Source organism: Rhodococcus pseudokoreensis (assembly GCF_017068395.1).
Classification (GTDB): domain Bacteria; phylum Actinomycetota; class Actinomycetes; order Mycobacteriales; family Mycobacteriaceae; genus Rhodococcus_F; species Rhodococcus_F pseudokoreensis.
The window spans coordinates 1,212,444-1,231,803 of the sequence record NZ_CP070619.1 but is presented as its reverse complement, the minus strand read 5'-3'; the positions used below and the strand labels follow the sequence as shown (position 1 = coordinate 1,231,803).

At 70.1% G+C, this 19,360-nt stretch carries 17 protein-coding genes; 10 read left to right on the top strand and 7 right to left on the bottom strand.

Features of this window, described 5'->3' with window-relative positions:
- Nucleotide 1: 1 nt before the first annotated feature.
- Nucleotides 2–688 (bottom strand): hypothetical protein, encoded by a 687-nt coding sequence (locus JWS13_RS11105; RefSeq protein ID WP_206005589.1) that lies wholly within the window; start codon nt 686–688, stop codon nt 2–4.
- Nucleotides 689–787: 99 nt separating this feature from the next.
- On the opposite strand from JWS13_RS11105, the gene JWS13_RS11100 reads away from it, so the two are divergent.
- Together JWS13_RS11100 and JWS13_RS11095 are read left to right on the top strand one after the other, a co-directional pair.
- Nucleotides 788–1,642: a helix-turn-helix domain-containing protein gene (locus tag JWS13_RS11100; RefSeq protein WP_206005588.1), complete on the top strand. Its 855-nt coding sequence runs from the start codon at nt 788–790 to the stop codon at nt 1,640–1,642.
- Nucleotides 1,643–1,646: 4 nt separating this feature from the next.
- Nucleotides 1,647–2,042, top strand: a complete 396-nt coding sequence (locus JWS13_RS11095) for a VOC family protein (RefSeq protein ID WP_206005587.1) — start codon at nt 1,647–1,649, stop codon at nt 2,040–2,042.
- Between the two features lie 10 nt (nt 2,043–2,052).
- On the opposite strand, the gene JWS13_RS11090 is transcribed toward JWS13_RS11095, so the two are convergent.
- Complete coding sequence (locus tag JWS13_RS11090; protein WP_206005586.1) at nt 2,053–3,090, bottom strand: glutathione S-transferase family protein; 1,038 nt, start codon at nt 3,088–3,090, stop codon at nt 2,053–2,055.
- 32 nt (nt 3,091–3,122) lie between these two features.
- A complete protein-coding gene (locus JWS13_RS11085; protein ID WP_206005585.1) occupies nt 3,123–3,845 on the bottom strand; it encodes a GNAT family N-acetyltransferase in 723 nt (240 codons plus the stop codon).
- A 72-nt stretch (nt 3,846–3,917) separates the two neighbouring features.
- Here JWS13_RS11085 and JWS13_RS11080 point away from each other — a divergent pair, with 72 nt between their 5' ends.
- Complete coding sequence (locus JWS13_RS11080) at nt 3,918–4,541, top strand: PadR family transcriptional regulator (RefSeq protein ID WP_241032153.1); 624 nt, start codon at nt 3,918–3,920, stop codon at nt 4,539–4,541.
- A gap of 2 nt (nt 4,542–4,543) precedes the next feature.
- Nucleotides 4,544–6,040: an MFS transporter gene (locus tag JWS13_RS11075; protein ID WP_206011567.1), complete on the top strand. Its 1,497-nt coding sequence runs from the start codon at nt 4,544–4,546 to the stop codon at nt 6,038–6,040.
- On the opposite strand, the gene JWS13_RS11070 is transcribed toward JWS13_RS11075, so the two are convergent.
- Nucleotides 5,994–7,358 (bottom strand): FAD-binding oxidoreductase, encoded by a 1,365-nt coding sequence (locus JWS13_RS11070; RefSeq protein WP_206005583.1) that lies wholly within the window; start codon nt 7,356–7,358, stop codon nt 5,994–5,996. The genes JWS13_RS11075 and JWS13_RS11070 overlap by 47 nt on opposite strands.
- Before the next feature lie 40 nt (nt 7,359–7,398).
- On the opposite strand from JWS13_RS11070, the gene JWS13_RS11065 reads away from it, so the two are divergent.
- From JWS13_RS11065 to JWS13_RS11055, 3 genes are all read left to right on the top strand, one after another.
- A complete protein-coding gene (locus JWS13_RS11065) occupies nt 7,399–8,202 on the top strand; it encodes an enoyl-CoA hydratase/isomerase family protein (RefSeq protein ID WP_206005582.1) in 804 nt (267 codons plus the stop codon).
- Between the two features lie 93 nt (nt 8,203–8,295).
- Entirely contained in the window at nt 8,296–9,492 is a 1,197-nt protein-coding gene (locus tag JWS13_RS11060) for a class I adenylate-forming enzyme family protein (RefSeq protein ID WP_206005581.1), read from the top strand.
- A gap of 26 nt (nt 9,493–9,518) precedes the next feature.
- Entirely contained in the window at nt 9,519–10,484 is a 966-nt protein-coding gene (locus JWS13_RS11055; RefSeq protein ID WP_072948338.1) for an adenosine deaminase, read from the top strand.
- A gap of 12 nt (nt 10,485–10,496) precedes the next feature.
- Here the strand turns inward: JWS13_RS11055 and JWS13_RS11050 are convergent, their stop codons facing one another.
- Together JWS13_RS11050 and JWS13_RS11045 are read right to left on the bottom strand one after the other, a co-directional pair.
- Nucleotides 10,497–11,861, bottom strand: coding sequence for an amidase family protein (locus JWS13_RS11050; protein WP_206005580.1), 1,365 nt, complete (start codon nt 11,859–11,861; stop codon nt 10,497–10,499).
- Between the two features lie 10 nt (nt 11,862–11,871).
- A complete protein-coding gene (locus tag JWS13_RS11045; protein ID WP_206005579.1) occupies nt 11,872–13,188 on the bottom strand; it encodes a D-arabinono-1,4-lactone oxidase in 1,317 nt (438 codons plus the stop codon).
- Nucleotides 13,189–13,289: 101 nt separating this feature from the next.
- Between JWS13_RS11045 and JWS13_RS11040 the strand changes: the two genes are divergently transcribed.
- Together JWS13_RS11040 and JWS13_RS11035 are read left to right on the top strand one after the other, a co-directional pair.
- Nucleotides 13,290–13,934 (top strand): TetR/AcrR family transcriptional regulator, encoded by a 645-nt coding sequence (locus JWS13_RS11040; RefSeq protein WP_087558952.1) that lies wholly within the window; start codon nt 13,290–13,292, stop codon nt 13,932–13,934.
- A gap of 81 nt (nt 13,935–14,015) precedes the next feature.
- Complete coding sequence (locus JWS13_RS11035) at nt 14,016–15,194, top strand: amino acid deaminase/aldolase (RefSeq protein ID WP_206005578.1); 1,179 nt, start codon at nt 14,016–14,018, stop codon at nt 15,192–15,194.
- Here the strand turns inward: JWS13_RS11035 and JWS13_RS11030 are convergent.
- Nucleotides 15,179–18,643, bottom strand: a complete 3,465-nt coding sequence (locus JWS13_RS11030; RefSeq protein ID WP_206005577.1) for a TM0106 family RecB-like putative nuclease — start codon at nt 18,641–18,643, stop codon at nt 15,179–15,181. The two genes, JWS13_RS11035 and JWS13_RS11030, sit on opposite strands and share 16 nt — an antisense overlap.
- Nucleotides 18,644–18,721: 78 nt before the next feature.
- On the opposite strand from JWS13_RS11030, the gene JWS13_RS11025 reads away from it, so the two are divergent.
- The gene (locus JWS13_RS11025; protein WP_206005576.1) at nt 18,722–19,345 is read left to right on the top strand and encodes an alpha/beta hydrolase; all 624 of its coding nucleotides are present in this window, start codon (nt 18,722–18,724) and stop codon (nt 19,343–19,345) included.
- The last annotated feature ends 15 nt before the right edge of the window (nt 19,346–19,360 follow it).

Here is a 19,360-nt window from a genome sequence, read left to right as displayed (position 1 = left end):
GTCACGCTTCGATCGCGCGGAGTTCGTCCGGCCAGCGGGCCGGGGCGGGACCGAATGCCTCCCGCGAGTTCTTGACGACGCCCTTGCCGATGGCCCGGTTGCCGGCGCCGCCGATGGCGGCGCCGATGCCGGCGGGCACCAGTTTGCCGAGGATCAGCGCGCTGCGGCGGGCGGCGTACTTGGTGATGAACTTGCGCACCAGGGTGCTGTTCATGCCCTTCATCGTGGGTCCGGGGATGCGGCTGGTGATGGCGGTTGCCCAGTTCTTCGCCGTCACGCCCGTCGCCTTCTGGACGATTTCCATGCCCGATTCGCCGAGGGCCACCGAGAGGACCAGTGCGCGCCGCTGCTGGTGGTCGGCGGCGGAGATGCCGTGCACCGACGCGACGGCGAGCGTGAGCAGCGCCGCCGCTTCCAGGAAGAATGCCGATTCGGCGCCGACGGCCGCGATGGACGCGACGGTGCCGACGCCGGGAATGGCGGCGGTGGCGCCGACCGCGCTGCCGCTGCCCGTCACGGCGAGCAGGAACATCTTCTCCATGCGTTCGACGATCTGCGCGGGCGACTCACCGGGGTGCGAGCGCCGGACCCATTCGACGTACTTGGCCACCGCGGGCGCCTGGAGTCGGCTTCCGTTGTCGAGGACCGAGACCAGTACCTTCTCCACCGGTCCACCATTGCCAGCCATCGGGGCTCCCGTCTCGCCTAGTGCTTCGAGTGTGCTGGCACCGACTGTAGGTGAGCGAACACCGTGGCCGGTGTCGGCACCGTTGCCTAGGCTGGTGTCGTGAGCGTCGCCGACAGCGATACCGCGGTGTCGTCCGGGGCCTTCCGGCGCCCGGCGGCGTCGTTGCGTGCGCTGGTCTCGGGGTACGACGGCTACCGGCTGGCCGGGTTCGAGCCCGGCATCCACCTCGGTCTGCCCTCGCCCTGCCTGACGGTGATCGTGACGATCGACGAGCCCCTCGACATCGCCACCCAGGCAGCTCCCGGCCAGGCGCCCGGCCGGTACGACACTCTGGCCAGCGGCATCGCGACGGCACCGGTGACGATCCGGCACGACGGCAACCAGCACGGCGTCCAGCTGGCCCTCAGCCCGCTCGGCGCCCGGGCGCTGCTGGGGGTGCCCACCGCCGCCCTGGGCGCGTGGGTCGTCGGCCTCGAGGACCTGCTCGGTCCCGATGCGGGGGAGTTGACGGAACGGCTGTCCCTCGAACCCGGCTGGGACGGGCGGTTCGCGATCCTCGACGAGATCCTCACGCGCCGCGCCCAGCCGGCGGAGATCGACCCGCATCTCACCCGCGCCTGGCGCCTGCTCGTCGCCGGCGGCGGCGTCCGGGTCGCCGACGTCGCGCACGAGGTCGGCTGGAGCAGAAGGCATCTGGTGAACAGGTTCGTCGCGGAGTACGGCGTGACGCCCAAGGACGTGGTGCGGTTGTCCCGCTTCGATCGTTCGCACCGGATGCTCAAGGGCGCCGCCGGGGCGACCCTCGCCGACGTGTCCGCGGTGTGCGGGTACTACGACCAGGCCCACATGGCGCGGGACTGGCGCGACCTCGCGGGAGTCCCGCCGTCGCGGTGGCGGGAGATCGACCCCTTCTCATTCGTCCAAGACCCCGACCCCGACGACGGAGCACGGTGATCTCATGACTACTTCGACGCAAACCACCTGTGTGTGGCCCACGCTCGTCTACCGCGACGCGCGGGCCGCGATCCGTTTCCTCGTCGAGGCCTTCGGGTTCGACGAGAAGGCGGTGTACGGCGAGGGGGACCGGGTCGATCACGCCGAACTCGGCTGGCCGAAGGGCGGCGGCATCATGCTCGGCTCACCCCGCGAGGACTCGGTCATCAGCGACCTGCCGCCGGGGACGGGTTCGGTGTACCTCGTCGTCGACGACCCCGACGCACTCCATGAGCGCGCCGTGGCCGCCGGTGCCACGATCGTAGCCGGGCTGAAGGACGAGGACTACGGCTCGCGCGGATTCACCTGCCGCGACCCGGAGGGCGTGTTCTGGAGTTTCGGCACCTACGCCGGCGCCTAGAACCGCCCGATCACGCGCCGTGCCCGGCCGGGACCTCCTCGCCGGGCCTCGGCGGAGGCGGCGGCGTGCCGTCCCCGAACGGCCTGCCGCCCAGCCCTTCACGGCCGTGCGGCGTGAGCCAGCCGGACAGGTCGGGGCCCTTCGGCACGATCTGCGTGGGATTGATGTCGGTGTGCACGATGTAGTAGTGCTGCTTGATCTGAGTGAAGTCGATGGTGTCGCCGAACCCCGGCGTCTGGAAGAGGTCGCGCGCGTAGCTCCACAGGACGGGCATCTCGTCGAGTTTGTTCCGGTTGCACTTGAAGTGGCCGTGATAGACGGCGTCGAACCGTGCCAGGGTGGTGAACAGCCGCACGTCGGCCTCGGTAATGGTGTCCCCGACGAGGTATCGGCGGTCGGTCAGCCGCTCCTCGAGCCAGTCGAGACGGGCGAACAGACGGTCGTAGGCGGACTCGTACGCCTCCTGGGACCCGGCGAAACCGCACCGGTACACACCGTTGTTCACGTCGCGGAACACGAGATCGGCCACCTCGTCGATCTCGTCGCGCAGCGGTTCGGGATAGAGGTCGGGCGCGCCGTCGCGGTGGTACCGCGTCCATTCCGACGACAGGTCCAGGGTGATCCGGGGGTAGTCGTTGGTGACCACCTGCCCGGTGGGGACGTCGACGATCGCAGGCACGGTGATGCCCCGCGAGTAGTCGGGGAAGCGCGCGAAATACGCGTCCTGCAGGCGCGGGATCTTCAGCACCGGGTCGAGCCCGCGCGGGTCGAGATCGAAGGTCCAGCTGCGCTTGTCGTGGGTGGGACCGCACAGCCCCATCGACAACACGTCCTCGAGCCCGAGCAGTCGCCGGACGATGATCGCGCGGTTGGCCCACGGGCAGGCGCGGGCGGCCACCAGACGATAGCGGCCGGGTTCGACGGGATAGCCGTCGCGGCCGTCGGCCGTGATGCGGGTGGGGATGTAGTGGGTGTCGCGTGTGAACTCGGCGCCGGATTCGACGTAGGCGCCTTCCGTGCTCTGCGGTTCTGCCGTTCGGTCTGTCATGGTCGACTCGTTCCCCGTCTTTCGCTGTCGTCTCAGAGCGTACGTCGCGAGATCGTGACCTCGGCGTACGTTCCCAGTTCCCGGTACCCGGCGCGGGCGGCGAGCGCGCGCGAGGCCGGATTGTCGCGCGGCGAACGGCATTGGGCGATCAGGCCGGCGTCTAGTGCGTCGTCGGTGGCGATCCCGGCGACCGTCGCGCCCAGTCCCCGGCGCCGGAACTCCGGTGCCGTGAGCACCCCGACGTCGGCGAGGAATCCCTGGAACTCGGTGTAACCGGCGCACCCGACCGGTTGCTGCGCGTCGTCGAGAATCGTGAACCACTGTTCGCGCTCTGCCACCCGGGCCTCGGCGACGTCGTCCGGGGGACAGGCCGCCTCGACCTGCCGGACGTGGTCGCGTTCGTGCGAGACGAGGGGTGGCGGTCCGGTGACCGGATCCTGGTAGTCGGTGCCGTACGCGAGCACCACCGGGCCGGCGCACCGTCCGGACCGGTCCTGAGTGAGGGCGAGCAGCGTCGCGGATTCGGTCAGTTCCTCCGCGGTGTGCCCGTCGGCGCGTTCGATCGCCCATCGCGGGCCGACGAGCGCGGACGTCCCGCCGAGGCGCAGGAACCGGATCGTGTCGGTGTCGTCGTCCACCCGGACGGTGCGGTCGTCGGCGTCCGGGCGGGTGGCCAGGGCGTCGTCGGGCAATCCCAGTTCGCGTGACCAGGCGAGTCGAATGATGTCGAGGTGATGGGAGTCCACGAGGCCCACGGTAGCCGCTTGTTCTCGCCAACCCCGGGCGGTATATTCCACGTGGAGTATTCGACTTGGAATAGTGGAAAGGTGGTGACCGTGGCACTCACGCCGCTCGGCGTCACCATCCTCGGCCTGCTGTGTGAGCGCACGATGCACCCGTACGAGATGTACCAACTCGCCGCCGCCCGCCGTGGACGCGTGGTGAAGATCCGGCCGGGGTCGCTGTACCACACCGTGAGCAGGCTCGAAAGTGAAGGACTGGTGCGCACCACCGGCACCGACCGGGCCGGAAACCGGCCCGAACGCACCATGTACGAGGTCACCGACGCGGGCCGGGAAGCTCTCGTCCACCGGGTGAGCGACATGCTCGCCACCCCCGTGCCCGAGTACCCGCAGTTCCCGCTCGCACTGGCCGAGGCGCACAACGTCGACGCACCCACGGTGGTGGAACTGCTCCGGGAACGGCTCGATCACCTCACCCGCGAGATCGGCGAACTCGACACCGCCGGCGCGCTCGCCTGCTCCACCGAGATCCCCAGGATCTTCCTCCTCGGCAACGAATACCTCGTCACCGTCGCCCGCGCGGAGCACGAATGGCTCAGCGCCCTGGTGGCCGACATCGACTCCGGCGCCCTGCCGTGGCTCTCGCCGGAACTCGTCGAACGACTGACACACTCACGCCGGATCCCGTCCGGTTCAGCAAAGGATTGATGATGGACACCGAGCGCACCGCACCACCCGAGCACCGAAATCCCTGGCCCGCGTTGTGGGCCCTCGTCATCGGCTTCTTCATGATCCTCGTCGACAGCACCATCGTGGCGGTGGCCAACCCGGCGATCATGAACGACCTGCACACCGACATCAACAAGGTCGTCTGGGTCACCAGCGCCTACCTGCTCGCGTACGCGGTGCCGCTGCTGGTCACCGGCCGCCTCGGTGATCGCTTCGGCCCCAAGAACATCTACCTGATCGGGCTCGTCCTGTTCACCGGGGCGTCGCTGTGGTGCGGACTGTCCGGCACCATCACCATGCTCATCGTCGCGCGCGTGTTCCAGGGGCTCGGCGCCGCACTGATGACGCCGCAGACGATGGCCGTCATCACCCGGACGTTCCCGCCGGACCGCCGCGGCGCCGCGATGGGTCTGTGGGGCGCCGTCGCGGGTGTCGCCACCCTGGTGGGACCACTCGCCGGCGGTGTGCTCGTCGACAACCTCGGCTGGGAGTGGATCTTCATCGTCAACGTCCCCGTCGGCGTGATTGCGTTCGTGCTCGCCTGGCGGCTCGTCCCCGCGCTGGAGACCCACTCGCACAAGTTCGACATCCCCGGGGTCGTGCTCAGCGCGCTCGGCATGTTCTTCCTCGTGTTCGGAATCCAGGAGGGCAGTTCCTACGACTGGTCGGCGACGGTGCTCGCGTCGATCGCCGCCGGCCTCGTCCTGCTGGGCGTCTTCGTCTGGTACCAGTCCTGGAACAAGAACGAGCCGCTGCTGCCGCTGGGCCTGTTCACGGACCGCAATTTCTCGCTCGCCAACGTGGCGATCACGTCGATGGGATTCGCGATCACCGCGATGGTCCTGCCGCTGATGTTCTACACGCAAGCGGTGCGGGGGCTGTCGCCCACCCGGTCGGCTCTGCTGCTCGTGCCCATGGCCGTCCTGACCGGCGTGTTCGCCCCGTTCATCGGCAAACTCGTCGACCGCACCCACCCGCGGTACATCGCGGGCACCGGGTTCCTGCTGTTCTCGATCGCGCTCGGCTGGCTGTCCATGGTGATGTCGCCCGACGTGGCGATCTGGGAACTGCTGCTGCCGATCGGGCTGATCGGTCTCGCCAACGCGTGCATCTGGTCGCCGCTCGCGGCCACCGCCACCCACAACCTGCCGCCCCATCAGGCGGGCGCCGGGGCAGGCGTCTACAACACGACCCGTCAGGTCGGCGCCGTCCTCGGCAGCGCCGCGATCGGTGCGCTCATCACGGCCCGCCTGTCCGCGCAGGGGCTGAACGCCGACAGTCAGGAGGCAGGCGTCGGCGAGATGCCCGAGTTCGTGAAGGAACCGTTCGCCACGGCGATGTCGCAGTCGATCTGGCTGCCCGCCGCGATCCTGCTGATCGGTTTCGTCGCCTCCGTCTGCTTCGCGCGACCGTCGCGCGAGAAGCCCGGGGTCAGTGCGGACGACGCAACCAGTCGGGAAACATCACTGCGGGGTTGAGGTAGTCGTCGGGGTCGAACGCCCGCTTGATCGTCCACATCGCGGCGATGTCCGCGCGGCTGAGCGCGAGGTCCAGATAGTTGCGTTTGTGGGCGCCGACGCCGTGTTCGGAGGCGATGTTGCCGCCGTGGTCGCGGATCAGTTCCGTCACCGCCCGGTACAGCACGGACTCGTCGGGGCAGCGCAGCACGTTGAGGTGGACGTTGCCGTCGGCGACGTGCCCGAACAGTATCGGGACCGCGTCGGGCGCCCGGCTCGCCACCAGTGCGACGGCGTCGGCGACGAACGCGGCGAGCGCGTCCAGCGGGAGGGCGGCGTCGAATTTCAGCGGTGGGCCGAACAGTCCGACCACGTCCGCGAACGCGTCGCGCGCCGCCCACACCCGGGCGCGGCCCGCGGGATCGATCCCGACGGCGGGTTCGTCGTCGGGATCGCACCGCTCCAGCGCGTCGGCGAGTACGCCGGTGAGGTCGCGGTGGCCGGCCAGTTCCACCAGGAGATACCACGGCAGTCCCGTGGGAACCGCGAAACCCAGCCGCGACGAGGCCAAGTCGAGCCCGCGGCCGTCGAGCATCTCCACGGCGTCGACGCCCTCGAGCCGCCGGACGACGTGCGCCGCGTCGATCAGCCCGGACAGGTGCGCGAACCCGGCGAGGGCGGTCACACGGAACTGCGGCACCGGGTGAAGCGTCAGATCGACGGCCGTGACCACGCCGAGCGTGCCCTCGCTGCCCACCCACAGCGCGGGCAGGTCGTATCCGCAGTTCTCGGCGCCCACCCGCATGCTGCGCCGCACGATCGCCCCGTCGGGGAGCACCACTTCCAGGCCCAGCACCTGCGCGGACATGTGCCCGTACCGCACGGTGTGCAGCCCACCGGCGTTGGTCGACACCATGCCGCCGATCGTCGCGGAATCGCGGGACGCGAGGTCGATGCCGAACAGCAGTCCGGCGTCGGATGCGGCGCGGCGCACCGCGGCGAGGGTGACCCCGGCGCCGACGGTGACGCGCAGATTCTCGCGGTCGACGGCGCCGGCCGCGGTCAGCCGTTCCGTCGACAGCAGCACGTCGTCGTGCTCGGGAACCGTGCCCGCCTCGAGTCCGGTGCGGCCACCCTGCACCGTGACCTTCACCCCGGCGCCGCGGCAGATGCCCAGCACGGCCGAGACTTCCGCGGCGTCCGCGGGCCGGACCAGTGCGCTCGCCCGCCCGCGGTAGCGCCCCGTGTGGTCGGTCGCGCGGGCGGCGAGCACATCCGCGTCCACGGTCACGAACCGTTCCCCGACGACCTCGGCCAGCGCCGCACGCAGCGAGTCCACACCCCGATCGTAGGCGGAACCCGTGTGGCAGTCTGGCCGCATGACTGAGCCTGCCGCCGCGCATCCCACCCGACTCGAGCGTGTCCGCACCGACGCCGGCGCCGAGATCGCGATCCTGACGTTCGCCCACGGCCCACTGAACCTCTTCGATCAGGCGATGTTCGACGCCGTGCAGGCCGACGTCGCGGCGCTCGCCGAGGATCCGCCGCGGGCGGTGCTGCTGCGCGCCGAGGGCAAGGTGGTGTCGGCGGGGGTGGACGTCCATCTGTTCGACGGGCTCACCGCGGAGCAGGGCGCGGATCTGTGGCAGGAGTTGTTCGCCGAGATCTGCCATCCGCTGGAGGCGCTGCCGTGCCCCGTCGTGTACGCGGCGCACGGACTCACGTTGACCGCCGCCTTCGAGATCGCACTCGCCTGCGACATCATCCTCGCCGCGCGGAAGGCGAAGTTCGGACTGGTCGAGACGGTCGTGGGGCTGACCCCGTCGATGGGCGGTCCGCAGCGGCTGGCCGAGCGGGCGGGATCCGGCCGCGCCCGGGAACTGGTGATGACCGGCGATCTGTTCGACGCCGCGACGCTGCACGCCTGGGGTGTGGTCAACGCCGTCCACGAGGACGTCGACACCGAGGCCCGCGCGCTCACCGCACGCCTGGCGGACGGGCCGACGCGCGCACACGACGCCACGAAGCAGATCATCTCCGCGTGGCGGTCGGGTGGCGTCGCGCACGCCGACTCGATCACGCCCGACGTGTCGGGCGCGCTGTTCGAGACCGAGGACCTCCGGGGTGCGGTCCGCAGCTTCCTCGACGTGGGACCGGGCAAGGCGACGTACCGCGGGCGGTAGGCGTCGGCGATCCGCTCCCCGCTACTGTGACGGGCGTCATATAGTCGTGGCAAACGTCCCGGTCGCGCAGCAGTGTCGTCAGCGGAGGTGCAGATGTCGTCGTCCCTCGTCGAGTACCCGAGTAGTGGTCCGTTCTTCCACGACGATCGTGTGGTCCGCGGTCGTGACGGACTGCTCCGGTACGGCGGCCTCAACCCGTCGCTCACCGAACTGCTCGACATCTCCGTGCACCGCTACGCGGGCCGGATCGCCGTCGAGGAGGACGGCGGCCGGTCGCTCACGTTCTCGCAACTGTGGACGTCCGCGGCCCGGGTGGCGGGCGGGCTGAAGTCGAAGGGCGTCGAGATCGGCGACCGTGTCGCGGTCCGGCAGCCAGTGGGCGTCCGCTGGGTGGAGGCGTTCCTCGGGGTGCTGCTCGCCGGTGGCGTGCCGGTCGGGGTGAGCCCGGCGCTCGACGACGCGCGGACCGGTCAGGTGCTCGCCGACAGCCAGTCGGTGCTGACCCTCGACGGCGAACTGCCGGAAGGCATCTCGTTCATCGACGACGGCGCCAGCCCGGACGAGCTGGTGCTGCTGTCGTACACGCCGGGCCCGTCGGAGTCCCCGAAAGGTGTGGAGCTGAGCAACGAGAACGTCCTCTCGACCATCGAATCCGTGCTCCACGCGCGCGGGTTCAGCTCCGAGGGACTGCGGAATCTCCTCGTCGAACCCGAACTGCACACCGTCGGATCGCTCGTCGAACTGCTCTCGACGCTGGTGGTGGGCGGAACGGTCCTGCTGACGGGGAGCACCGACGCGGCGTCGTGGCGCGGCACCGGAGCCGACGTGCTCACCGCGGCCCCCGCCGTTCTCCTGCGCGCCGTGGAGAGTTCGCGGGTGACGAGTTTCGGCCGGCGCGCAGTGCGCTGGATCGACTACAGCGGCTCGGGTCTGTCCCTCGACCAGTCGCAACTCCTCCGGCAAACGTTCCCCGAGGCCCGGCACTTCCTCGGGTGGGGCATGACCGAGACGTGCGGTGCCGGGCTGGCGTTGCCCGACGAGTGCGCTCTGACACACGCCGGCAGTGTCGGTGTCGCGTTCGGCGGCATGGAGGTGGCGCTCCTCGGGCCCGACGCAGGCCGCGGTGTCGGCGAATTGCTCTGTCGCGGTCCGGGAGTCAGTCGCGGCTACTGGAACCGGCCCGAGGTCACCGCGAAGACGTTCACCGGTGGCTGGTTTCACACCGGCGACACCGCGAATATCGACGGCGACGGGTTCGTCCGTATCGTCGACCGCGACACCGCTGCCTAGGTGGTGCGAAAGGCAGGTATCCACCCGTGAGCTCTCCCGTCGCCGAGCTGCACATGCACATCGAGGGTTCCCTCGAACCCGAGCTGATCTTCGCGCTGGCCGAACGGAACTCCGTGCAGCTGCCGTACGCGGACCTCGACGATCTCCGCTCTCGGTACCAGTTCACCGATCTGCAGTCGTTCCTCGACCTGTACTTCGCCAACATGCAGGTGCTGCGCACGGCCCAGGACTTCGCGGACCTCACCCGCGCCTACTTCGCGCGGGCGTCCGCGGGCGGCGTCGCGCACGTGGAGTTCTTCTTCAACCCGCAGGCCCACGTCAATCGTGGTGTCCCGCTGCACGACGTGCTCGACGGGATCATGGACGCGGTGAGCACCAGCGAGCGGGAGTTCGGCCTCAGCAGTGCCGCCATCGCCGCGATCCTCCGCGACCGTCCCGTGCACGAGGCGGAGGAAGTGTTCTCCGAGATCATCCGGTTGCAGACGCCGATCGTCGGGCTCGGACTGGACTCCGCCGAGGTGGGAAACCCGCCGTCGCTGTTCGAGGACGTGTTCGCCCGCGCCCGGTCGGAAGGGCTGCACGTGGTCGCGCACGCGGGCGAAGAGGGACCGCCGGAGTACATCTGGCAGGCACTCGATCTCCTCGGCGCCGAGCGCATCGACCACGGGGTGCGAGCGCTCGAGGACCCGGCGCTCGTGGCGCGCCTGGTGGACGAGGAAGTGCCGCTGACCGTGTGCCCGCTGTCGAACGTGCGGCTGTGCGTCGTCGACTCGCTGTCCGAGCACCCACTGCGGACCATGCTCGAGGCCGGTCTGCTCGTCACCGTCAATTCCGACGACCCCGCCTACTTCGGCGGATACGTCGACGACAACTTCGCGCAACTGCGGGACCAGCTCGGCCTCACCGACGCCGAGCGGGACACTCTGGCCCGCAACTCGATCAAGGCGTCGTTCGCGAGCGACGCACGCAAGGCGCAACTGCTCCGCGGCTGATCACCCCGGTCGTCAGTCCGTCAGCCCCGTGTCGCCGAGACTCGCGACGACGGCCAGCACGTCGCGGTCGCGGCCGTACGGCCCGACCAGGCACAGGCCCACGGGAACCCCGTCGTCGGTGCGCAACGGCACGGTCGCGTTGGGCAGCCCCGAGATGCTCGCGAGGCACGTGAGCATCCCGGTGGCGCGCATCGTGTTCCGGAACGGTCCGCCGCTGGGGTCGCCCGTCCGCTCGGGGGCGACGGACGACGTCGCGGGCAGCAGGAGCAGGCGGTCACCCACATATGCGGTGATCGTCTGCGACGCCTCGGCGAGCATGGTCAGTTTCCGCCCGTACGTCGTCTCCCAGATGCGGCTGGCGTCGGCGAAATTGCGGCCGGGTTCGTCGCCGAGCGACGACATCGCCTGGCTCACCCACTCGCCGTGCAGCCGCCACGCCTCGTAGCCCTGCACGTCGACGACGGCGTCGTACCAGTCGGGCAGCCGGCCGATGTCCGTGTCGGTCCACGTCAGCCGCGGAAGGGAACTCTTCTCCCATTCGGTGAGGGCGCGCCGCACCGCGCCGAGCGCCCCGGCCTCGGCGACGGCGTTGATGCCGTCCGAGGTGAGGGCGCCGCGGAACGGGGTCTCCGCGGTGAGGGGGAGCAGGGCACCGGACACCGCGACGAGCGTGTCGACGTCACTGCACACCCACGCCGGGGTGTCGAACGTGGGGGACAGCGGGAACAGTCCGTCGGTGGAGACGGCGCCCCGGGACGGCGCGAAGCCGTACAGGCCCTGATACGACGCCGGGATGCGGACGGAACCGGTGGTGTCGACGCCCAGCCCGATGTCGGCGGCGCCCTGCGCGACCGCACTCGCGGCGCCGGACGTCGCACCGCCGGGCAGGCAGTCCTCGGCGCGGGGGTTGGGCGGCGTCCCGAACTGCTGGTTGACGCCGGAATGTCCGTAACCGAGGTCGTCGGTCTGCGCCAGGCCGACGACGCGGGCGCCCTGCCCGAGCAGGCGCGCCACCACCGCAGCGGTACCGGTTTCGGCGGGCGCCTCGGCGAGTCTTCGCCCGCTGCCCGCGCCGATCTGCTGTCCCGCAACGGCATACAGGTCGGTCACGGCCAGTCGCATGCCGGCGAGGGGACCGTCGCCGGTCGGCGCGACCAGCGGATCGCCCTGCACACGCCATGTCGCCTTGTCGACGGGTGCGAACTCGGACACCGCTCCGCCACTGGGGACGGACAGGCCGTCGGGCAGCGGCGGAACCTCCGGATCGTGCAGGCGTTCCCCGCACGCACCGAGCATCGCGGCACCGAACACCGCCGCCCCGGAGGCACCCGCGACGCGAAGGAAGTTGCGACGGTCGAAAGATCGACTGGGGGCCACCTGTCCCACGTTAGCGACCGAGGACCGTCCGGAGGTACGCGTTGCCGAACATTCGCTCGGGATCGTACTTGTCGCGCACGGCGAGGAACTCGTCGAAGTTCGGGTACGCAGGCCGCAGGTCCTCGGCGGTGCGGCCGTGCATCTTGCCCCAGTGCGGCCGCCCGTCCACCTCCCGGGCGATAGCCTCGACGGCGGCGAAATACGGTTCGTGATTGCGGCGGTGATACTGGTGCACCGCGATGTACGCCGTGTCCCGCCCGTTCGCCGTCGACAGCCACACGTCGTCGCCCGCGGCGAAGCGGACCTCCACGGGGAACGCGACCGTGAAATCGGACTTCTCCACCCACGAGTCGATCGCCGCGAGAGTGTCGGGAAGTGCCTCCGTGGGTACCGCGTACTCCATCTCGCGGAACTTGACCCGGCGCTCCGATGCGAAGACTCGGTAGCTGCGGTCCGTGAACTCGCGCGCGCTCAGCATGCGGGACGAGATCCGGTTGATCTTCGGGATCGTCGACGGCGCAAGGCCCGCCACCCTGTTGATGCCCTCGAACAGGATGTTGGAGAGCAGTTCGTCGTCGAGGTACGCGCGGACCGGGTGGAGGGGCGACGTCGGGGTGTCGCCGGGCAACCGGGTGTTGCGCTTCGTCAGGACGCGGCGGGTGTGCGGGAACCAGTAGAACTCGAAGTGGTCGACCGTGGCGCGGTCGTGGTCGAGACGGTCGAGGGTGGCATCGAGCGACTCCGGCTTCTCGACGGCGTGCATCACGTAGTTCGGTACGCACTGGATGGTGACCTTCGAGATGATGCCAACCGCGCCGAGGCCCAGGCGTGCCGCCTCGAACAGTCCGGGGTTCTCGGTGGGGGAGCAGTCGGCCACCGAGCCGTCCGCCAGCACCACCTGCAGGGCGCGGACCTGGGTGGCAAGACCTCCGAAACGCGCTCCGGTGCCGTGTGTTCCGGTGGACAGCGCACCCGCCACGGACTGCACGTCGATGTCGCCCAGGTTGATCATGGCCAGGCCGCGGTGCCAGAGTTGCTCGCTCAGATCACGTAGCCGCGTGCCGGCGAGGACGGTGACGAGGGCGCCCGCCGGTTCGTCGAGGGTGACGGATTCGATGCCGGTGAGGGCGTCGAGGCTGACGAGGATCCCGTCGGTGACGGCGACCCCGGTGAAGGAGTGGCCCGACCCCACGGCCTTGACCCGCTGTCCCTGCCGCGCGGCACCGACGACGAGCGCGCAGAGGTCCTCCACCGAGCGTGGGGTCGCGTAGCGCAGCGGGTTCGCCGTCTCGGTGCCCGCCCAGTTGCGCCATGTGTCCTGTGCCATTCGCCCATCATGAACCTGGACGCTCGTCCAGGCAAATGCCGGGTTGGTCGGGCGTCCGTGTTGGTCGCGGGGGAGGCTCTCTCAGGTTCTACGATCAGAGGATGCTGAACAGGCTTCCTGCGGACGAACGTCGTGCCCAACTCGTCGAGTCGGCGCTGGCCATCGCGGAGCAGCGCGGCGTCGCGTCGGTCACGGTGCGCGCCGTGGCGGAGGAGGCGGGTGTCTCGCTCGGTGTGGTGCACTACTGCTTCGAGAGCAAGGAGGAACTCCTCGCCGCGATGGGCGAGAGCCTGGTTCTGCAGCTCAGCGCATCGATGCGGCTGGCGTTCGGTCAGGTGCGGCACGCGCCGGACCTGCGCGGGATCGACGGTCTGCGCGAACTGCTCCACATCGGGATCAGCGGGATGTGGCCGATCATCGAGGCCACCCCCGACCGCCAGTTGCTCACGTACGAGATCACCGCGCAGGCGTTACGGCACCGGGCGTCCGGGAGCGAGCGCGCAGGCGACATCGCCGGTCAGCAGTACCGGACGATGGACGAGGAGGCGATCGAGTTCCTCGCCGAGTGCGCCCGGATCGCCGGCGTCGGCTGGGGAACTCCGGTCGAGGCGATCGCGCGGTTCGGGCTGGCCATGCTGGACGGGCTCGTGCTGCGGTGGCTCGTCGACCGGGACAGCGAGGCGATGATCGCGGCGCTGGACGAGATGGTGCAGGTGATCACGGCGAAGGCGGTCGAGCAGGCCTGATCGGACCCGATCGATCTGGACAATCGTCCAACTCGATGGTTGACTGGCGTCGCAGATCGCTGCACAACGATTGGACGAACTGTGACGCCCACGCTCGACCGTCTCATCGCCTCGACCACCGAGATCGACCCGCCGCTGGCCGCGCTCGACCTGCCCACGCTGCGCGCCAACGCCGCCGACCTGGTCCGGCGCGCCGGCGGCACCCCGGTCCGGGTCGCCAGCAAATCCGTCCGCTGCCGTGCGGTACTCCAGGTCGCGCTCGGTGAGAATCTCACCGCGGCCGGTGGCTTCCGCGGGATCATGGCGTACTCCCTCCGCGAGGCGATCTGGCTCGCCCGGCACGGCGCGCAGGACATCCTCATGGGCTACCCGACCGCCGACCGCGGGGCCCTCGCTGAACTGGCGGCCGAACCCGAACTGCTGAACCGGATCACGCTGATGGTCGACAGCGACGACCACCTCGACTTCGTGTCCGCCGCCGCCGGCACGACGTCCCTCCGGGCCCGGTTGTGCATCGACGTGGACGCGTCGCTGCGGCTCGGGCCCGTCCACATCGGGGTCCGCCGCTCCCCGCTCCGCGAACCGTCCGCCGTCGCCGCGTTCGCGAAACGTGCCGCCGCGCGGGGGTTCGCCGTCGTCGGAGTCATGTTCTACGAGGCGCAGATCGCGGGACTGCCCGACTCCAGTCCGCCGATCGGCTGGATGAAGCGGGCGTCCGCCAAGGAACTCGCGACCCGTCGTGGCGCGGTGGTGAATGCTGTGCAGTCGGAGGTCGGGGCGCTCGAGATCGTCAACAGCGGCGGCACCGGCTCGCTCGAGGTGAGCTCCGCCGACCCGGTCGTGACGGAGGTGACGGCCGGGTCCGGCCTGTACGTGCCCACACTCTTCGACCGGTACCGCTCGTTCCGCCCGCACCCGTCGCTGTACTTCGCCCTCTCGACGGTCCGGCGGCCGGCACCCGGAATCGCGACGCTGTTCGGCGGCGGCTACATCGCCTCCGGACCCGCCGGGCGCAGCCGCATGCCCGCACCGATGTGGCCGACGGGCCTGAAGCTACTGCGCAACGAGGGCGCAGGCGAGGTGCAGACCCCCGTGACCGGAAGGGCGGCAGCCGATCTCGGCATCGGCGACCGCGTGTGGTTCCGGCACGCGAAGGCCGGCGAACTGTGCGAGCGGTTCACCGAGGTGCACCTCGTCGAGTCGGACGGATCCCGCACCGCAGTGCCCACCTACCGCGGCGAAGGTCAGTGCTTCGGCTGACCGGTGAGCCGCATGAAGGCGCCCAGTTCCGTGAGTCCTTCCGGGGTGCTCGGCATGTACTGGGTCAGCGATTCCGACCGGACGATGATCGCCGCCCACTTGCCGCGGGAGACCGCCACGTTCATCCGGTTCCGTGACAGCAGGAACGACATACCGCGCGGCACGTCCTCGATCGCGGACGCGGTCATCGATACGATGGCGACGGCGGCCTCCCGCCCCTGGAACTTGTCGACCGTGCCCACCTCGACCTTGCCGAGGCCGACGGCGGCCAGATCGCGTTCGATCAACCCGACCTGCGCGTTGTACGGCGCCACCACCAGGATGTCGGACTCGTCGAGTGGGCGGGTGCCCTCGAATTCGCTGGGGTCGGTCCAGCCGGATCCGAGCAGCTTCGTGATCCGGTTGACCACTTCCCGCGATTCCTCGGGGGATTGGGTGGCATTGCCCTGGTGGTCGACGAAGACGGTGTGCACCCCGGGGGCCATGCCGTCGAGCCGCCGTGCGGCGCTGGCGGATTCCTGCGAACGCAGTTTGCCGTCGTACGACAGCGTCGAGACGGGAGCACACAGCTGGGGGTGCATCCGCCACGTGCGTTCGAGGAAGTAGCCCCGGCTCGCGGGCAACGCCCCGTGCCCCTCGGCGAGCCACCCGAGAGCCGACGCGTCCACCGGTTCCGGATGGGTACCCTGGCTGACCTGCGGGAGCTGCTGGGGATCGCCGAGCAGCAGGAGATTGCGGGCCGCACCGCCCACCGCGATCGTGTTGGCGAGAGCGAACTGCCCGGCCTCGTCGATGACCAGCAGGTCGAGGCTGCCGGGCGGAACGCGGTCGGTGTTGGCGAAGTCCCAGGCGGTCCCGCCGATCACGCAGCCCGTATCCTCCGCCTGGTCGATGAAGCCGGGGTAGTCGTTGGAACTGATGTCGGTCCACGTCGCGGCGCGATGCCGCCCGTCCTTCTTCGCGACGAGTTCGGCGGGGAGCCCGGCCTTCACGACGCCGCCGAGCATGTTCTCGATCACCGAATGCGACTGCGCGACCACGCCGATCCGCCAGTGGTGCTGTTCGACGAGTGTCTTGATCACCCGGGCCCCGGTGTACGTCTTGCCGGTGCCGGGCGGACCCTGCACCGCGACGTACGAGTCCTCGAGATCGAGCAGGGCCGCGGTGATCGCGCCCGCGTAGTCCGTGCCGTCGACGGGCGGAAGCGGATTCCCGCTCCGGGTGCGCGGATCGGACCGCCGCAGGATGTCCACGGACGCGCACAGCGGAAGCTCCGGCAGCGGTGAGCACATGCCGTCCGCGGCCACCGCGATCGCCGATTCGATGCGGTCGGTCGTGATCGGTGGCCCGGGGGTGATCGCCGTCGGAAGTTGCCCGTACTCCTCGCCGTTCAGGAGTTCTTCGACGATCACCACGTCGCGGCGGCGGCCGTCCTTCCCGACCTCGAGCACGTTGACGGTGCACGTTCCCCGCTGCTGCGGGTTGTCGCCGGCGACCGCCTCCGGCGCGGGAACGTCGTACAGCGCGTACATCGTGGTCTTGGGCCCCACCGTGCTCCCGGTCCCGAACCGGCCGGTGAGTTCGAGACGCCGGCGCAGCTTGCGCTGCCGGGGACTGCTCTTGTGCCAGCTCTCCTCGACGACCGCGGACGACACCACCAGCACGTCCCGGATGTCCGACAGTTCGTCGTGCGGCACGACCAGCCGATCGAAGTGAGCCCACCAGAACGGTTTCCGCTCGCGCCGGTGATAGCCGACCGCCGCCGCCATGAGTGCGGCGGCCTGCTGGTCGTGTTCCCGGTGCTCGCTCGGTCCGTGCCCGGCGAACTCGCGCAACGCCGCCTCCGCGGGCGTGCAGTCCTCGGTCACCGGGGTGGGCCCGTCGCCCGGCGGCCGGAGGGCCACGTCGTGCGTCCGCGCCTGCCCGATCAGCCAGTCGCGCAGCCGCAACGTGGAATCGCAGTCGTACTCGTTGTAGTCGGCGATGCCCTGCAGCAGCGCGCGGGCCTCCTCGTCGCGGCCGTTGTCGCGGTGATCGCAGTAGTCGGCGTACGCGACCACCGACGCGGCGGCGTTGGTGACGTCGCCGTCGCGCGGCTGCTCCGGCATGTACAGCGGTTCGAGTTTCTTGATGCTGTAGGACCGTTCACCGATCCGCAGGCAGCCGCGCACCACCGGGTACAGGTCGACGAGGACGTTGTCGCGCAGCAGGGTGTCGACGGTTTCCTCGCCGACGCCGTGCCGCCCCGCCAGCCGCAGCAGCGCCGACTTCTCGTACGCGGCGTAGTGGTAGATGTGCATGTTCGGGTACTGCTGACGTCGCGCCGTCACGTAGTCGAGGAAATCGACGAGCGCGTGCCGCTCCTCCACGCGGTCGTGTGCCCAGAACGGCCGGAACACGGCGGCGTCGGCGGGACCCTCGACCACGCCGAAGAGGTATTCGAGACCCCAGTCGGTGGAACCGTTCTCGGCCCACAGCGGGTCACCCTCGAAGTCGAAGAAGATGTCGCCGTCGTCCGGTTCCGGCAGCCCGCCCAGGGCCTGCGGGGCGTACAGCTGGAACTCGGGGGTGCCCGAGGACTCCTGCCGCAACTGCAGAGCGGCCTGCGCACGCAGCGATTCGAGGGTGCGCTCGGGCAGCCCCTCGACACTGCCGGCATGCGCGGCGAGGGCGTCGAGCGTGCCGATCCCGGCCGCGATCAGCCGGCTCCGCTGCGTCGAGCGCATTCCGGCGACCAGCAGCAGGTCGCGGTGCTGCTCGACCTCCGGGGTGCACGTGTCGCAGCGGCCGCACGCCGTGTACCGGGGGTCGCCCCACTCCGCGACCGACTTCTCGTCGCGGTGCTCGTCGAGGATCCGTTCGAGCGAGGCGCGTCGGGCGGAGTACACCGGGACGATGTCGCCGAGCGGGTGCGCCGAGTCGCTGTCGTCGCCGAGCAGCAGGTGGACGTCGGGAGACGTGGGAATTCCGTTGCCGGCGAGCGCTTCCGCGTAGGCGGCGAGCTGGAGGAGAGCCGACACCTTCGCGTGCCGGGACAGCTTGGTGTCGTAGACGGCGTACGTGTCGCCGTCGCGGACGAGGAAGTCGCAGAAGCCCAGGAAGCGGCCGTCGAAGAACGTGCCCTGGTACACGACGTCGGCGCCGCCGCGGATCGCCTCCACGGTGGCCAGGTTCGCGTCGAACAGACCCACGGTGGTGTACTCGGGCCGGTCCATCGTGACCACCCCGTCGCCGAACTCGCCGCGGAACTGCTCGAGCCGGCGATGCTCGTGCGCGTCGCCCAGGCTCGACGTCCGTCGCAGCATCGGATCGTCGTCGACGGATGTGGCGGCGGCGCCGCCGCCGAGCCCGAGCGTGGCATCCAACCGGCGCAGCAACGCGAACTCGCAGGTGGCGGCCGCGGAGAGGTCGCTGGCGCTGTAGACGATGGTGTCGTCGAGGAGGAACACAGCTACGTCCCCAGTTCTGCCGGTGAGTTCACCCGGCCGATTGTGCCATCGGGGGGCGACACGTCCAGAATGGCAGCCATGCCCTTCTTCGACGGCCACTCCGGACGAGTCCACTACCGGCACTGGAGCGCGGTGGGAGGACCCGCCGTCCAGCTGGTGTTTCTGCACGGGATGGGGCAGCACACGGGGCATTACCACCGGTTCGCGCGCGGGCTGACGCCGGCGGGAATCGGGGTGTGGGGAATCGACCAGGCGGGTCACGGCCTGTCCGAGGGTGACCATCCGGGGTCCGTCGCAGAACTGGCGGAGGACGCCGCGCTCCTCACCCGCCTCGCGGAGCAGCACGCACCGGACGTCCCGCGCGTGCTGATGGGGCATTCCCTCGGGGCTGCCGTCTCGATGGAACTCCTCATGCGCGGCGACTCCGGATTCCGGCGCGCGATTCTGTGCGGGACCCCGAAGACCGCCGCCGTGAAGCAGACGGCGGACGCGCTGGGTTCGCTGGAGATGCCGTTGCTCGCGGTCCACGGCGTGGACGACCGCATGGCACCGATCGATCCCGTCCGGGACTGGGCGGCGCGCATCGCGGGCCTCGAACTACGGGAGTTCGACGACGCCGGACACGACCTGCTGCACGAGAAGGTCCACGCCGCCGTCACGGCCGTGGTCCGCGATTTCGTGCTGGGCGCTGCGCGCCCGTGAGTGGTTGAGGAGTGC

What these genes read in the sequence shown, in the direction of transcription:
- JWS13_RS11105 (WP_206005589.1), bottom strand. Translation starts at nt 688, where the DNA reads ATGGCTGGCAATGGTGGACCGGTGGAGAAGGTACTGGTCTCGGTCCTC.
- JWS13_RS11095 (WP_206005587.1), top strand. Translation starts at nt 1,647, where the DNA reads ATGACTACTTCGACGCAAACCACCTGTGTGTGGCCCACGCTCGTCTAC.
- JWS13_RS11090 (WP_206005586.1), bottom strand. Translation starts at nt 3,090, where the DNA reads ATGACAGACCGAACGGCAGAACCGCAGAGCACGGAAGGCGCCTACGTC.
- JWS13_RS11075 (WP_206011567.1), top strand. Translation starts at nt 4,544, where the DNA reads ATGGACACCGAGCGCACCGCACCACCCGAGCACCGAAATCCCTGGCCC.
- JWS13_RS11065 (WP_206005582.1), top strand. Translation starts at nt 7,399, where the DNA reads ATGACTGAGCCTGCCGCCGCGCATCCCACCCGACTCGAGCGTGTCCGC.
- JWS13_RS11060 (WP_206005581.1), top strand. Translation starts at nt 8,296, where the DNA reads ATGTCGTCGTCCCTCGTCGAGTACCCGAGTAGTGGTCCGTTCTTCCAC.
- JWS13_RS11045 (WP_206005579.1), bottom strand. Translation starts at nt 13,188, where the DNA reads ATGGCACAGGACACATGGCGCAACTGGGCGGGCACCGAGACGGCGAAC.
- JWS13_RS11040 (WP_087558952.1), top strand. Translation starts at nt 13,290, where the DNA reads ATGCTGAACAGGCTTCCTGCGGACGAACGTCGTGCCCAACTCGTCGAG.
- JWS13_RS11025 (WP_206005576.1), top strand. Translation starts at nt 18,722, where the DNA reads ATGCCCTTCTTCGACGGCCACTCCGGACGAGTCCACTACCGGCACTGG.